The organism is Streptomyces sp. NPDC001828, from assembly GCF_042892175.1.
Lineage (GTDB): Bacteria > Actinomycetota > Actinomycetes > Streptomycetales > Streptomycetaceae > Streptomyces.
This window is the reverse complement of the sequence record NZ_JBIATV010000011.1, coordinates 1-14,231: the sequence shown is the minus strand read 5'-3', so window position 1 is coordinate 14,231 and position 14,231 is coordinate 1. Positions and strand designations below refer to the sequence as shown.

Here is a 14,231-nt window from a genome sequence, read left to right as displayed (position 1 = left end):
CGCGGGCCGGAGGGGCCGCCCGCCCGAACGGGCCCTCAGATCCTGGTCTCGCTGTATCCGCACACCCACGTCAGGGCGTCGTGCACACCACGGGTGAAGTCCCGGGCGCCGGCCTGGGTGGTGGGGTCCTCCAGCTGGACGACGGCCGCGTCCACCTCGGCAGTGAGCAGCGGCAGGTCGGGCGGCGGGCGGCGGGCGGAGGTGCCCGTGACCGGCGCGCGGTCGACGCGGCCCATGGCCCAGCGGTACGCCGCGGCCACGCCCAGGGCGTACTGGGCGGGTGCGTCGGAGCGGTTGGTCAGGTACTTGAGCGCCAGGTCGACATCGCTGGGGGACCGGACGCCGATCAGCGCCGCCCCGCCGTCCGGCACGGCCCGGTTCTCGGAGCCGTCCGGCGCGAACCGGTTCTCGGATGTGGTTCCGTCCTCGGGTGCGGTCACTTCACTCACCTCTTGCTTGCGGGTCGTCGCCGTTGTGGGGGTCCATGGGGGCGGGTACCCACTGAGCAGCACTATCGGCACGCCCACGACGGCCTTTCGGGCCGCCGGCGGTCCCGCCCGACCACCATGCTGTACGCCGAGACCGCCGTCGGGGCGGCCCGCTCGGCCAGATGGGTCACCCGCGGGGCACGGTATGGCGCGTGGGGCGCGAGGGTGGCCGGAACCCTGCCCCGGAGCCGCCGTTGGGGTACCCACTAATCTGACCGCATGACGATGCACAAGGCCGTCCCGGTGGGCGTGGACGCGATGATCGAGGACCTCAGGACGCTCGTCGAGGTCGAGTCGCCCTCGCGCGACCGCGAGGCCCTGGCGGCATCGGCCAAAACCGTCGCCGCCTTCATCGAGAACCGCCTCGGCGGCCGTGCCGCCCTCGTCGAGAGCGCGGCCGGGCCGCACGTCCACTGGTCGGGCGGCGGCGACCCGTTGGTGCTGATCCTCGGCCACCACGACACGGTGTTCCCGCTCGGCACCCTTGAGCGGCGCCCGTTCAAGGTCGAGAACGGGCGCGCGACCGGCCCCGGGGTCTTCGACATGCTGGGCGGTCTGGTGCAGGCCGTCCACGGACTCGCGGCCCTTGAGGACCGGTCCGGCGTCGAGATCCTGGTGACCGCCGACGAAGAGGTGGGCTCCCACGCCTCGCGTGCCCTCATCGAGGAACGGGCCCTGGCCTGCGGTGCGGTGCTCGTCTTCGAGGGGGCCGCCGACGGGGGCGGCCTGAAGACCGGCCGCAAGGGCTGCGGCACGTTCCGGGTCTCCATCACGGGCCGCGCCTCACACGCGGGGCTCGAACCGGCGGCCGGGGTCAACGCCCTGGTCGAGGCGGCCCACCAGGTGCTGGACATCGCGGCTCTCGGCCGCCCGGAGATCGGCACGACGGTCACTCCGACCGTCGCCGCCGCCGGAACCCTCGACAACGTCGTGCCCGCCCACGCGACCGTCGTCGTCGACGTACGCGTCGAGTCGGCCGGGGAGAAGGCCCGGATCGAGGCGGCCTTCGCGGCACTGGCCCCGCATCTCGCCGAGGCCGAGATCACGGTCGAGGGGGCGGTCGGCCGGCCTCCCATGCCCGAGTCGGCATCGGCCGAACTCTTCGCGCTGGCACGGGAGTTGGTGCCCGGCATCGAGGGCGTGGCGGTCGGCGGCGGCAGCGACGGCAACTTCACGGCGGCGCTCGGGGTGGCGACGCTCGACGGCCTCGGCGCCGTCGGGGGCGGTGCCCACGCCGATCACGAGTATCTGGTGGTCGACACCATGGCCGAGCGCGCGAACCTGGTCACCGGCCTGGTGACGGCCCTGCGGAACCGGTAGCGACGCGGGCCCCGGGTCAAGGGGTGCGGTGCGCCTGGTCGGCGTCGTCCGCCAGGGCTCGGGGGAGTGCGTCGAGCATGGTGAACGAGCCGTCCAGGCGGACGATCCGCAAGATGTGGGACACCCGGGGCGTGCCACGGATCAGACGCAGCACACCGCCCCGGTACGCCACGTGCTCGCGTACCGCCAGCAGCAGTCGGATCCCCCCAGCGTCCAGGAAGGTCACCGCACGCAGATCGAGCACCACATCGGCGGCGGACAGCCGGACCAACGCATGGACGCGGGGCCCGAGTTCGCGATGGGCCAGCATGTCCAGTTCGCCGTGCAACTCGATGATGACGGTGCCCCCAACGGTGCGGGTCCGCAGCCAGAAGGCCAGTTCGTCAGCGCTCACGTCGCGCCTGCCTGTCTCTTGTTTCCCGGTGCCTGGATGCCGCCCCCGACATCCGGAATGCCTTACTCCCCGTAACCGCTTGATGGGCTGGGAAGTGGGGGCCGAACCGAAAACCCCCTGGTAATCCTCATGCCCCGACGATCTGGGAAACTCACCTGTGTGACGGTCTGTAATGGAACGAGTTTCGGACAACATGCCGAACACGCGTCCGGGGAGGGTGAATCGGTCCGCGCGAGTCCGCTGAGCGGTTGCCGAAGCGCCAACTCCCCATAGGAAAAGCTCCAGTTGGGGCATGGCGTCGCCTCAGCGGCCGGCGAACAGGGCGGGCGCCGCCCTGTCGAGCACCCCGCTGATGCGGTCCCACGCCTCCATGTCGCGCTCCACCGGCGGGAGTTCCCTGCCCCGGCCCGCTCCCCAGTCCCGGGCGAGCGTCACCGGATCGGCGCCGGTGGCGGCCGACGCGGCGAGCGCGGCGGCGCCGACGGCGACCAGCTCCGTACCCGTCGGGAGCACGAGGGGGCGTCCCGAGAGCCGACGTACCGTCTCCACCCAGGTGCGCCCCTGGGCGCCGCCTCCGACGAGACGCAGTGGCCTGGACGTGGCGGCGGCCGACGTGGGGTCGAGGCCGCATGCGCTCAGCACCTCGTCCAAGGCGCGCAGGACCGTGACGGCGGCACCCTCGTAGGCGGCGCCGAGGAGCTGCTGGGGTGTGGTGGCGTGGCGCAGACCGGTGAGCAGCCCGGACGCGCCCGGGAGGTCGGGGGTGCGCTCGCCGTCCAGATAGGGCAGGAGCACGGCCTCGCCGCCGGGCGCCGCGTCGTCGCGGTCGAGACCGAGGAGGGTGGCGATCCGGTCGACGGCCAGCGTGCAGTTGAGGGTGCAGGCCAGCGGGAGGTGGTTTCCGTCCGCCGAGGCGAAGCCGTTGAGCGCCGGATTGGTGGGCCGGGTCCGGGTCGCCGCGAAGACCGTGCCGGAGGTGCCCAGGCTCAGTACGGGGTGGTCCAGGAGGCCGGCGCCGCCGAGCCCGAGTCCCACGGCCGCGCTCATGTTGTCACCGGTGCCGGCGGCCACGACCGTGGTCGCGGGCAGCCCGAGCGCCTCGGCGGCCTCCGGGGTGAGGGTGCCCACCGTGGCGCCGCCGGTCCGGGCGACGTGGGGCAGCAACTCCGGCCCGATCCCGAGCAGTTGGAGGATCTCGGTGTCGTACGTGCCGGTGGCGGTGGAGTACCAGCCGGTGCCGGAGGCGTCGCCGGGGTCGGTCGCGGCGACGCCGGTCAGCCGTTCGGTGAGAAAGTCGTGGGGCAGCCGGACCGCGGTGCAGCGCTCGGCCGTGGACGGCTCGTTCTCGCGCAGCCACCGCCACTTGGCGGCGGTCACCGCCGCGACCGGAACGGATCCGGTGCGGGCGGTCCAGGCCTCCGGGCCGCCCAGTGTCGCGGCGAGGGCCGCGGCCTGCGGGGCCGAGCGGGTGTCGTTCCACAGCAGGGCCGGCCGCAGTGGCCGCCGGTCGCGGCCCAGGACCACCAGGCCGTGCTGTTGCCCCGCGACCGCGATGCCGCGGACGGCGGACGCGGGCGCCCCCGACTCCTTCAGCCCGGCCGCGACGGCATCGCACAGCGCGTGCCACCACTGCTCCGGATCGCTCTCGCGGGCCCCGGCCGAGCCGGTGACGCGGTGCGGGGAGCGGCCGACGGCGAGCGTCCTTCCGGTGACGGCGTCGGCGAACAGGGCCTTCGTGGACTGGGTGGAGCTGTCCACGCCGATGACGACCGGGCTGTGCGGCATCCGGGCACCTTTCTGCGGGTCTTGTGAGTCCGATGGGGACCCGGTTGACGCGTGAGTCATTTGGCTGAAGCGGGAACAAAACCACGATCCAGCCAACTGGGACTGGCGTGCCAAATTAGACGAACGACCGGGGTTACGGAAGCCGTGGCCGTCGTGCAGTATTTGGTAAGGGAAAAAACAAATAGATCCGGCCGAGTTGCCGGACGAGCCCGCGAGAAGGTGGCGACGAGGATGACGGAACGCTTCACACCGACCCCCGAGGACAAGTTCTCCTTCGGGCTGTGGACCGTCGGCTGGCAGGGACGCGACCCGTTCGGGGACGCGACACGGGCCGCCCTCGACCCGGTCGAGTCGGTCCGGCGGCTCGCCGGTCTCGGCGCGTACGGCGTCACCTTCCACGACGACGACCTGATCCCCTTCGGCGCCTCGGACGCCGAGCGGGAGTCGCACGTCAAGCGGTTCCGGCAGGCGCTCGACGCCACCGGCCTGGTCGTGCCCATGGCCACCACGAACCTCTTCACCCACCCAGTCTTCAAGGACGGCGCGTTCACGGCCAACGACCGCGACATCCGGCGGTACGCCCTGCGCAAGACCCTGCGCAACATCGACCTGGCCGTGGAGCTGGGCGCCCACACCTACGTCGCCTGGGGCGGGCGCGAGGGGGCCGAGTCCGGCGCCGCCAAGGACGTGCGCGTCGCACTGGACCGGATGAAGGAGGCCTTCGACCTGCTGGGCCAGTACGTCACGGAACAGGGCTACGACCTGCGCTTCGCCGTCGAGCCCAAGCCCAACGAGCCGCGCGGCGACATCCTGCTGCCCACCGTCGGCCACGCCCTCGCCTTCATCCAACGCCTCGAACGCCCGGAGCTGGTCGGCGTGAACCCCGAGACCGGGCACGAGCAGATGTCCGGCCTCAACTTCACCCACGGCATCGCCCAGGCCCTGTGGGCGGGCAAGCTCTTCCACATCGACCTCAACGGCCAGTCCGGCATCAAGTACGACCAGGATCTGCGCTTCGGGTCCGGCAATCTGCGTGACGCCTTCTGGCTCGTGGACCTGCTCGAAACCTCCGACTACACGGGCCCCCGGCACTTCGACTTCAAGCCGCCGCGCACCGAGGACATGGCCGGAGTGTGGGCGTCGGCGGCCGGGAACATGCGCAACTACCTGATCCTGAAGGAGCGTTCGGCCGCCTTCCGCGCCGACCCCGAAGTGCGCGAGGCGCTGCGCGCGTCCCGCCTGGACGACCTCGCCCGCCCCACCGCCGAGGACGGCCTGGCCGCGCTGCTCGCCGACCGGACCGCCTTCGAGGACTTCGACGTCGAGGCGGCGGGCGAGCGGGGCATGGCCTTCGAGCACCTCGACCAGCTGGCGATGGACCACCTCCTCGGGTCCCGCTGAGGCATTCGCTGGGCGGAGACCGGGGCATCCCGTGGCCGCCGGTCCTGCCAAGGGGCGGCATCCTCAAGGCGGTTCGGGAACCCGAGTCACCGTGAAGTGGCGTGCACCGAACCGAGGAGGCTCAGCGCCTGGGCCGAGGGGGAGCCCGGTTCGGCGTGGTAGACCACGAGTTGCTGCCCGGGCGCCTCGCGTACGTCGAAGGCGTGGTAGGTGAGGCTCAACGCCCCCACCTGCGGGTGGAAGAACTCCTTGGCGTCGCGGGTCTTGCCGCGTACCGCGTGGGAGTCCCACATGCGGCCGAACTCCGGGCTCCGCTCCGTGAGTTCGGAGACGAGCGCACGCAGGCGCGGGTTGTCCGGTTCGAAGCCTGCCGCCTCGCGCAGGTTGGCCACCGTCGCCTGCGCGGTCCACTCCCACCGGCTGTAGAAGTGCCGGGCGGCTGGGTCGAGGAAGGCCATCCGCGCCAGGTTGTCCGGGGGCTCGAAGGGCGAGTACAGGGCATCGGTGAGGGCGTTGGTGGCCAGCAGGTCGAGGGCCCGGTCGACCACGAACGCCGGGGTGTTGGGGTAGCCGTCGATCAGCCGGCGCAGCGCCGTACCGACCGCCTGCGGAGCGCGCACGGCGTCGTGACCGGGGACGGCACCCGTCAGCCGGAACAGGTGTGCCCGGGAATCCGGATCCAGGCACAGGGCGCGGCTGAGGGCGTCGAGCACCTGCGGTGAGGGGTTGCGCTCGCGGCCCTGTTCAAGCCGGGTGTAGTAGTCCGCGTTCACACCGGCCAGCACGGCGACCTCCTCGCGGCGCAGTCCGCTCACCCTGCGCGGACCGTAACTCGTCATCCCGACGTCCTCGGGCCGCACGGCCGACCGGCGTGCGCGCAGAAAGCTTCCCAGGTCGTTGTCGGTCATGTGGCTCAGGTTACGGCGGCGCGGTGCCGGGCCGCCTGGGTGTGCCGCACCCAGGCAGGCCGGTCAGGGCGCCGCCGGGGGCTCGTCGCCGAAGTCCCAGGCCGCGACGTCCCGGTAGTGGATCGGCCCCGGGCCCCGGCCGATGTTGCTGGCGACCAGGTGCAGGCGCGCGGCCGGCCACGGCCGGCCGATGAATCCGGCGAGTTCGGCGGCCGCCTTCACCACGCTGAAGGGGTCGTCCCGACGGGATCTGGCCAGGGTGAGGTGCGGGCGCGGCGGCCGGTCCTCGAAGGCGATCCCACAGTCCCTGACCACCCCGCGGACATCGGCGGTGAGCCGGCGCAGCCCGTCGAGCTCCCCCTCGATCCCGCTCCACAGGACCCGCTCGTCGAAGTGCCCGCCGCCGCGCAGGGAGAGCCGCAGGGGCCGGCGCCCGGCCGCGAGCTCGCCGAGCGGCCGCCGCAGCAGCGCGACGGCGGTCGCCGGCAGTTCGCCGAGGAACGCCAGGGTGATGTGCCAGTCCTCGATGCGGTTCCAGCGCAGCCGCGGGTACGCCTCGTACGCGGGCCGCAGTGCTCGCGCCAGTTCGTCCTTGGCGTCGTCGGGCGGGGCCAGCGCTATGAACACGCGGACGGTGGCGGGTCGGGTGGGATCGTTCACGTAGCACTTCGTACACCACCGGCGCTCGCGTCGGTGAGCCGCCCTGCGGGGACGGGACCGGGGACGTCCTGCGAGATCATGCACGTGCACCCGCTCCACCGAGCACAGCTCCGTGCGCGTACCCGCCGCACCCCTACCGACCGAGGAGTCCCATGTCCGTCGTGATCCGACAGCCGGGCGTCGTCCTGACCGACCACCTCTTCCAGGTTCCGCTGGATCACGCCGCCCCCGGGGGCGAGCGGATCGAGGTGTACGCCCGTGAGGTCGTCGCGGCCGGCAAGGAGCGCGCGGACCTTCCGTGGCTGCTCTACCTCCAGGGCGGCCCCGGCGGCCGGGCGGCCCGGCCGGTGGGCCGGGACACCTGGCTCGACCGGGCGCTCGACGACTACCGCGTGCTGCTCCTCGACCAGCGCGGCACCGGACGCTCGACCCCCGCGACCCGCCAGACGCTGCCCCTGCGCGGCGACGCGGCCGCGCAGGCCGCCTACCTCGCCCACTTCCGCGCGGACTCGATCGTCCGCGACGCCGAGCTGATCCGGCACGCGCTGCTCGGCGAGCGGGGCCGGTGGAGCCTGCTCGGGCAGAGCTTCGGCGGGTTCTGCACGCTCACCTATCTGTCGCTGGCGCCCGAAGGGCTGCGCGAGGCGATGGTCACCGGCGGCCTCGCGGGCCTGCGCAGCAGCGCGGCCGACGTCTACCGTGCGGCCTATCCGCGCGTGGCCCGCAAGAACGCCGCTCACTACGCGCGCCATCCGCAGGACGTCGAGGCCGTGCGGCGCATCGCCGAGCACCTGCTCGCGGCGCCCGCCGAACTGCCCGGCGGCGGGCGGCTCACCGTCGAGGCCTTCCAGTCCCTCGGCCTGATGCTCGGCAGCGGCAACGGGTCCGACCTGCTGCACTACCTCCTGGAGGACGCCTGGGTCCGGGGGAGCGGCGGCCCCGAGCTGTCCGACACGTTCCTGGCCGGGGTCCAGTCGAAGCTCTCCTTCGCGGACGGCCCGCTCTACGCCGTACTGCACGAGTCCGTCTACGGGCAGCGGTCGGTGGACCCGGGGCCGACCGGGTGGGCCGCCGAGCGGGTGCGCCCGGAGTTCCCCGGCTTCGACGCGGCCAAGGCCCTCGCGAACGGCGCCCCGGTCCAGCTCACCGGCGAGATGATCTACCCGTGGATGTTCGAGACCGACCCGGCGCTGCGCCCGCTGCGCGAGACCGCGGACCTGCTGGCCCGGCGTACGGACTGGCCCGATCTGTACGCACCTGACGTCCTCGCGGCCAACGAGGTGCCGGTGGTGGCCGCCGTCTACCACGACGACATGTACGTGGACACCGCCGACTCGCTGGCCACCGCCGAAGCGGTACGCGGGCTGCGGACCTGGGTGACCAACGAGTGGGAGCACGACGGCCTGCGGGTGAGCGGTGGCAGGGTCCTGGACCGGCTGATCCGCATGGCACGCGGCGAGGCGTAGCCGAAGCGGGTTCGGCGGGCGCGGAGTTACGGGTCGGCGGCCGACCCGCGCAGGGGCGGAATGGTGGCTTCCGGGGCGTTGTCAGTGGTGACCGGCAAGATGTTCGACATGACGACACCTGCCGCACTCCTCGCTGATGACACCGCCTATGCCGAGGCGGTGGAGACCGCGGTCAAGGCCGCGGCCGCCTACTACGCCACGGGCGAGAGCGCGCTGGACGACGAGGCGTACGACCGCCTGGCGCGGGCCATCGCCGCCTACGAGGCGGAGCACCCCGAGCGGGTCCTGCCGGGTTCGCCGAGCGGGAAGGTGGCAGGAGGCGCGGCGCAGGGCGATGTGCCGCACACGGCCGCGATGCTGTCGTTGGACAACGTGTTCTCGCCGGAGGAGTTCACGACGTGGGCCGCCTCGGTGGAGCGCCGCATCGGGCGCCCGGTGGCCGGGTGGAGCGTGGAGCCCAAGCTCGACGGACTGGCCGTCGCCGCCCGCTATGTCGACGGACGGCTGGCCCGGCTGATCACCCGGGGCGACGGCAGGGCCGGTGAGGACGTCTCGCACGCCATCGGCACGATCGTCGGCCTGCCCGAGAAGCTCGGCGAGCCCGCCACCCTCGAAGTACGCGGCGAAGTCCTCATGACCACGGGCCAGTTCGAGCAGGCCAACACGGTACGGACCGCCCATGGCGGTGCGCCGTTCGTGAACCCCCGCAACGGAGCCGCCGGTTCGCTGCGGGCCAAGGACCGCCCGTACACCGTCGAGATGACCTTCTTCTGCTACGGAGCGCTCGCGCTGCCCACCACCGATCCCCAACTGGCGGAAGAATGCGGCGAGTTGACACACAGCGAAGTGCTCGCCCGGGTGGCGGCACTTGGTGTCCACACGGCCGCGGGCACGGCGGTACCGCCGCGTACGGCGTCCGGTGTGGAAGAGGTGCTCGGACGGGTGGCGGAGATCGCCGGGCTGCGGGCGGAACTGCCCTTCGGCATCGACGGAGTCGTCATCAAGGCCGACAGTGCCGCCGACCAGCGGGACGCCGGGTCCGGCACCCGCGCCCCGCGCTGGGCCATCGCCTTCAAGCTGCCCGCCGTGGAGAAGGTGACCACGCTCCTGTCGGTGGAATGGAACGTGGGCCGCACCGGCATCATCGCGCCCCGCGCCGTGCTCGAACCGGTCCGGATCGACGGCTCCACCGTCACCTACGCCACCTTGCACAACCCGGCCGACATCACCCGCCGCGATCTGCGCATCGGCGACCACGTGATGGTCTACAAGGCCGGCGACGTCATTCCCCGCATCGAAGCTCCCGTCGCCCATCTGCGCACCGGCGCCGAGGAGCCGATCGTCTTCCCCGAGGTGTGTCCGCAGTGCGGTTCCGAGATCGACACCAGTGAGCAGCGCTGGCGCTGTGTCCGGGGCCGCGACTGCCGGGTGGTCGCCTCGATCTCCTACGCCGTCGGGCGCGACCAGCTGGACATCGAGGGCCTGGGCACGACGCGCGTCGTGCAACTCGTCGACGCGGGCCTGGCCAAGGACGTGGCCGACCTGTTCACGCTGACCCGCGAGCAGCTCCTGAGCCTGGAGCGCATGGGCGAGACCAGCACCGACAACCTCCTCGCCGCGATCGACGCCGCCAAGCGCCAGCCGCTCGCCCGGGTCCTCGCCGCGCTCGGCGTGCGGGGGACGGGGCGCTCCATGTCGCGCCGCATCGCCCGCCACTTCGCCACGATGGACCATCTGCGCGCCGCCGACGCGGAGGCGATCGAGCGGGTCGAGGGCATCGGCGCGGGCAAGGCCCCGGTGATCGTGGAGGAGCTCGCCGAACTCGCGCCCCTGATCGACAAGTTGACGGCCGCCGGGGTCAACATGACGGAGCCCGGCGCCACCCCGCCGCCGGCCGCGGGCGAGGAGCCCGCGCCGTCCGATGCCGCGGGCCCCCTGGCCGGCAGGACGGTGGTGGTCACCGGTGCGATGACGGGCAGCCTGGAGAAACTGTCCCGCAACCAGATGAACGAGCTCATCGAGCGCGCCGGCGGCAAGTCCTCGTCCAGCGTCTCCAAGCGCACCTCGCTCGTCGTCGCCGGGGAGAAGGCGGGCTCGAAGCGGGCCAAGGCCGAAGAGCTCGGCATCCCCCTCATGACCCCGGCCGAGTTCGCGGAGCTGGTCGCCGACCAGCTGGAAGAGGAGTAACGAGCACTCCCCGGCAGCTGCCCCGGGCTCGGACCGGCCGAGCGGCGTGGGCCGCGCTCAGCCCGGCGGACGCAGGGTCTCGCGGGTGGCCGTATCGACGACCGCGCGGTTCCCGACGGGTTCCCGCAGGGTCGTGCCGATGTCCCTGATCATGACGAGCGCCGGACAGACCTCGCCCGCCCGCCTGGTCGACCTCGGCCTCAGGGTGAGGCCAGGACCGCCGCAGATGCGACGGGCAGGAAGGGCACGTCTGTCCCCACGTGTCCGGTCTGGGCGTTCACCGGTTGCCGGGAGGGCTGTTCGGGCATTCTCGGTGGGGTGGGCCGCATCGCGGCCGCCAGCACCCTGGGGAGGAGTGCCATGGAGTGGGAGAGCGATGAGTTCGGGGCATCGCACGCGGGGCGCGCGGCGGCGGCCCTGGCCGACGGCAGTGAGCCCGAGCCGATGTACTTCGACGCCAACAGCGGCCCCTTCGGCTACACCACGAGTGACTGGTGGGTCTACGACGGCACACTGCGCGCGCCGCTCGCCACCCATCTGCGGGGCGTGTGCGCCTGCGGCTGGCGGGGCAGCGGCCTCTACCGGATCGACTGGTCCCAGGTGGACGAGGAGCGGCCGTACGACACCGAGACCCCCGGCCCCTACGACGACTGGAAGGACCACATCCAGCACGTCGAGGCGCGCACGGTGCCCGTACCGGCCGAACTGGACGATCTGGTCGCCCAGTTGGACATGCGCCTGAGCTCCCTGGCCGACGACGCGCCGCTCGCCGCGCTGCGCGTCGTCGCCGCCCTGGAGCGCCTCACCGGCCGGGTCGGCATGGTGGCCGCGTTCCACACCCGGGCCGATGAGGTGCCCTGGGAATCGGTGGGCCAGGCCCTGGGCCTGACGGAACAGGAAGCCCGCTCCCGCGTGGCGTCCTACCGCTATCGCTCCTAGCGGGCGGCCGGGCCCGTCGTGCCCGCTGTCGCCGACAGGCGCAGCGGAGCGGCCGCCGCGCCCATCGCGGGGTCGGTGACGGACGTGGTGCCCGTCTCGATGTGCCCGGCGAGCCGGCGCAGGAAGCCGTCGGAGGTGTTCGCGGTGACCGTCAGGTCGTACCAGCCGCTCGCCGTGGCGAAGGAGGCGGCGACCGGGGCGGTGACGGTGGTGTGGGCCGGAACCGGAAACGTCCAGGGGCCGCCGGTCGCGTACGCGTTGTCCTTGACCGTCACCGTGGCCGGGCTGGCGCCGGAGTTGGTGAGGGCCAGCCGCACCTCGCCCCGGGCCGTGTCGTACGTGGCGGCGGCCTCCACCGAGGCGGCGGTGCCGGCGCAGGCGGTGACGCGGTTGCCCACGAATCGGCGGTGGAAGCCGTTGGGCCCGTACAGGGACAGGTCGTAGGCCCCGGTGCCCGCCGCCCAGTAGTCCGAGACGGTGGCCCCGGCGCCGACCGTGTACAGCCAAGGGCCGTCCGTGCGGTAGGCGTTGGGGTAGATCGAGAAGGTCACGCCCGCCGTGCCCGTGTTGGTCATGTCGATCCAGAACTTGCCGCCCGCGCAGTCCGTCCTGCCGCTCGCGTTCGGCTGCCACGGGAGTGCCCGTGCCGGCTTGGTCCCCGACTCCTGTACGGGGACGGCCTGTTGGGCCGGGATCTTGGGTGCGGGCAGCGTGGAGCACTGGGTGTTGGCGCCGGAGACGTAACCGCTCGTGTCGGGCAGCGAGGGCCAGGACGGGTCGGTCGTGCCGAAGCCGAACGCCGAGGTGAGGTCGCCGCTGACCGCCCGCCGCCAGGCGCTGATGTTGGGCTCGTGGACGCCGAACCGCTGCTCGAGGAAGCGGATCACCGAGGTGTGGTCGAAGACCTGGGAGCAGACGTAACCTCCCCTGGTCCAGGGCGAGACGACGATCAGGGGGACGCGCGGGCCCATGCCGATCGCCTTGCCGCCGGATATCTCGCCGGCCGTGCTCACCGAACTGAGGCCCTGGGTGGAGGAGGCGGGCGGGATGGGCGGCGGCACGTGGTCGAAGAAGCCGCCGTTCTCGTCGTAGTTGAGGATGAAGGCGGTCTTCGACCAGGTGCTTCGGTTCGCGGCCAGGGCCGCGAGCAGCCGGGCGGAGAGGTCCTCTCCCCAGGCGGGCTTGTAGTTGGCGTGCTCGGACTGCGCGGCCGGCGCGATGATCCAGGACACCTGGGGCAGGGTGCCCGCCTCGATGTCCTTCGCGAAGGCGGTCACGAGGTCGGGGACGGTCGCCATGCCCTTGTCGTGCAGGGCCGAACCCGCCTTCGCCTGCTTGAAGTTGGCGAACCAGGCGAGCGCGTTGTCGTCGAAGTTGTCGCTCTGCTGGTAGATCTTCCAGCTGATCCCGGCCGCTTCGAGGCGCTCCGCGTAGGTGGTCCAGGTGAACCCGGCCGACGGCTCGGTGTTGTCGAGGACGGCGCTCTGGCCCACGGACAGGCCGTTGGAGCCGGTGAACAGGTGCAGCCGGTTCGGGTTGGTCTGGGTCAGCGTCGAGCAGAAGTAGTGGTCGCAGACGGTGAACGCGTCCGCGAGCGCGTAGTAGAACGGCAGGTCCGCGCGCTTGAAGTAGCCCATGCCGAGGCCGGGCGTGCGCGCGGTGTTCCAGGCGTCGTACTTGCCGCCGTGCCAGATGGCCGTGTCCACCGGATAGCTCATGGCGGGCGCGTCGGCGCAGATGGCGCTGGTCGTCGCGGTGTCCATGTGGAACGGAAGGATGTGGCCGTCGGCGTTCGCGTACGGCTGGTGGAACACGGACTTGCCGCTCGGCAGGCCGATGGCGTTGCGGTCGGCGAAGCCCCGCACGCCCTTCATCGACCCGTAGTAGTGGTCGAACGCCCGGTTCTCCTGCATGAAGACGACGACGTGCTGGATGTCGTCGAGGCTGCCGCCGCCGGCCGTGGGCGCGGCCAGCGCCTGCTGGAGGGAGTCCGGCAGCGCGGACAGCGCCGCCGCGCTGCCGGTGGCGCCTGCCGCCATGCTGATGAATCTGCGTCGGGACACGGGACCCATGGCACTCCTTGGGGTGAGGGCAGCCGACCGCACGGGGCCAACTGACCTACGGGGGAGGGGAGTTGACGGAACGGCCGTACGACGAGGGTGTCTGTCGTACGGCCGTCGCGTCTGCGCATGAGCCTGGTGCCACCGGGTGGCCGCCGGTCGCGGGTTGCCTGTCCGGGATCGGAACAGGCCTTGAAGACTGGGCTAGTCCCGTTATTGGTCCGTTACCAGCGATACCAACGGCCACTGCCGTTCTTCGGCCGGGCGATGAAGCCGATCAGCCACAGGACCAGCACGACGATCGCGATCCACCACAGGATCTTCAGGGCGAATCCCGCACCGAAGAGGATCAGTACCAGAAGCAGGACGAGAAGCAGCGGGACCATCGTGATCAGCCTCCAGGTCGTCGGGTATCGCCCATTGTGCGGCGGTATGCCCTGTCCCGCACTCCGTGATCCTTTACGCGGTACAGCAGGAGCCGGCCCGGCCCGGGGTGCGGAAGGTTCAGGAGGGCCGGCCGGCCGAGGCGGTGCGGCCGTCGTACAGGGCCGAGCGTCCCTCGCTCCACGCGGCGAGGAGGTGTCCGGCCAGGCGGTCCTCGACCAGTCCTGTGGCGTCCGCGC

General features: G+C 72.3%; 12 protein-coding genes. 5 read left to right on the top strand and 7 right to left on the bottom strand.

Features of this window, described 5'->3' with window-relative positions:
- Positions 1-35: 35 nt before the first annotated feature.
- On the bottom strand, positions 36-440 hold the full coding sequence (locus ACFYZA_RS27355) for a hypothetical protein (RefSeq protein WP_382591087.1): 405 nt from the start codon (positions 438-440) through the stop codon (positions 36-38).
- 267 nt (positions 441-707) lie between these two features.
- Here ACFYZA_RS27355 and ACFYZA_RS27350 point away from each other — a divergent pair, with 267 nt between their 5' ends.
- The gene (locus ACFYZA_RS27350) at positions 708-1,808 is read left to right on the top strand and encodes a M20 family metallopeptidase (RefSeq protein WP_388493224.1); all 1,101 of its coding nucleotides are present in this window, start codon (positions 708-710) and stop codon (positions 1,806-1,808) included.
- A 16-nt stretch (positions 1,809-1,824) separates the two neighbouring features.
- On the opposite strand, the gene ACFYZA_RS27345 is transcribed toward ACFYZA_RS27350, so the two are convergent.
- Positions 1,825-2,202: an STAS domain-containing protein gene (locus tag ACFYZA_RS27345; RefSeq protein WP_388493222.1), complete on the bottom strand. Its 378-nt coding sequence runs from the start codon at positions 2,200-2,202 to the stop codon at positions 1,825-1,827.
- A 303-nt stretch (positions 2,203-2,505) separates the two neighbouring features.
- Positions 2,506-3,987, bottom strand: coding sequence for a xylulokinase (gene xylB, locus ACFYZA_RS27340; RefSeq protein ID WP_388493220.1), 1,482 nt, complete (start codon positions 3,985-3,987; stop codon positions 2,506-2,508).
- Positions 3,988-4,218: 231 nt separating this feature from the next.
- Here xylB and xylA point away from each other — a divergent pair, with 231 nt between their 5' ends.
- A complete protein-coding gene (gene xylA / locus ACFYZA_RS27335; RefSeq protein ID WP_388493219.1) occupies positions 4,219-5,388 on the top strand; it encodes a xylose isomerase in 1,170 nt (389 codons plus the stop codon).
- An 86-nt stretch (positions 5,389-5,474) separates the two neighbouring features.
- Here the strand turns inward: xylA and ACFYZA_RS27330 are convergent, their stop codons facing one another.
- A complete protein-coding gene (locus ACFYZA_RS27330) occupies positions 5,475-6,296 on the bottom strand; it encodes a helix-turn-helix transcriptional regulator (protein WP_388493218.1) in 822 nt (273 codons plus the stop codon).
- 63 nt (positions 6,297-6,359) lie between these two features.
- Positions 6,360-6,956 carry an RNA 2',3'-cyclic phosphodiesterase gene (thpR, locus tag ACFYZA_RS27325; protein ID WP_388493217.1) on the bottom strand — a complete coding sequence of 199 codons (597 nt, stop codon included), beginning with the start codon at positions 6,954-6,956 and terminating at the stop codon, positions 6,360-6,362.
- Between the two features lie 152 nt (positions 6,957-7,108).
- Here thpR and ACFYZA_RS27320 point away from each other — a divergent pair, with 152 nt between their 5' ends.
- The 3 genes from ACFYZA_RS27320 to ACFYZA_RS27310 all read left to right on the top strand — a co-directional run bounded on the left by ACFYZA_RS27320 (position 7,109) and on the right by ACFYZA_RS27310 (position 11,548).
- Positions 7,109-8,422, top strand: coding sequence for an alpha/beta fold hydrolase (locus tag ACFYZA_RS27320; RefSeq protein WP_388493215.1), 1,314 nt, complete (start codon positions 7,109-7,111; stop codon positions 8,420-8,422).
- Between the two features lie 99 nt (positions 8,423-8,521).
- Positions 8,522-10,609 (top strand): NAD-dependent DNA ligase LigA, encoded by a 2,088-nt coding sequence (gene ligA, locus ACFYZA_RS27315; protein WP_388493527.1) that lies wholly within the window; start codon positions 8,522-8,524, stop codon positions 10,607-10,609.
- A 360-nt stretch (positions 10,610-10,969) separates the two neighbouring features.
- The gene (locus tag ACFYZA_RS27310) at positions 10,970-11,548 is read left to right on the top strand and encodes a hypothetical protein (RefSeq protein ID WP_382591065.1); all 579 of its coding nucleotides are present in this window, start codon (positions 10,970-10,972) and stop codon (positions 11,546-11,548) included.
- Here ACFYZA_RS27310 and ACFYZA_RS27305 read toward each other — a convergent pair.
- Both ACFYZA_RS27305 and ACFYZA_RS27300 read right to left on the bottom strand, forming a co-directional pair.
- Positions 11,545-13,620 (bottom strand): phosphocholine-specific phospholipase C, encoded by a 2,076-nt coding sequence (locus tag ACFYZA_RS27305; protein WP_388493214.1) that lies wholly within the window; start codon positions 13,618-13,620, stop codon positions 11,545-11,547. The two genes, ACFYZA_RS27310 and ACFYZA_RS27305, sit on opposite strands and share 4 nt — an antisense overlap.
- 212 nt (positions 13,621-13,832) lie before the next feature.
- Positions 13,833-13,994 carry a hydrophobic protein gene (locus tag ACFYZA_RS27300; protein WP_100576273.1) on the bottom strand — a complete coding sequence of 54 codons (162 nt, stop codon included), beginning with the start codon at positions 13,992-13,994 and terminating at the stop codon, positions 13,833-13,835.
- Positions 13,995-14,231 lie beyond the last annotated feature (237 nt).

Bases quoted from the DNA above. Each gene is read 5' to 3' on its own strand.
- ACFYZA_RS27330 (WP_388493218.1), bottom strand. From the start codon at position 6,296: ATGACCGACAACGACCTGGGAAGCTTTCTGCGCGCACGCCGGTCGGCC.
- ACFYZA_RS27310 (WP_382591065.1), top strand. From the start codon at position 10,970: ATGGAGTGGGAGAGCGATGAGTTCGGGGCATCGCACGCGGGGCGCGCG.
- xylB (WP_388493220.1), bottom strand. From the start codon at position 3,987: ATGCCGCACAGCCCGGTCGTCATCGGCGTGGACAGCTCCACCCAGTCC.
- ACFYZA_RS27350 (WP_388493224.1), top strand. From the start codon at position 708: ATGACGATGCACAAGGCCGTCCCGGTGGGCGTGGACGCGATGATCGAG.
- xylA (WP_388493219.1), top strand. From the start codon at position 4,219: ATGACGGAACGCTTCACACCGACCCCCGAGGACAAGTTCTCCTTCGGG.
- ligA (WP_388493527.1), top strand. From the start codon at position 8,522: ATGTTCGACATGACGACACCTGCCGCACTCCTCGCTGATGACACCGCC.
- ACFYZA_RS27320 (WP_388493215.1), top strand. From the start codon at position 7,109: ATGTCCGTCGTGATCCGACAGCCGGGCGTCGTCCTGACCGACCACCTC.
- ACFYZA_RS27300 (WP_100576273.1), bottom strand. From the start codon at position 13,994: ATGGTCCCGCTGCTTCTCGTCCTGCTTCTGGTACTGATCCTCTTCGGT.
- ACFYZA_RS27305 (WP_388493214.1), bottom strand. From the start codon at position 13,620: ATGGGTCCCGTGTCCCGACGCAGATTCATCAGCATGGCGGCAGGCGCC.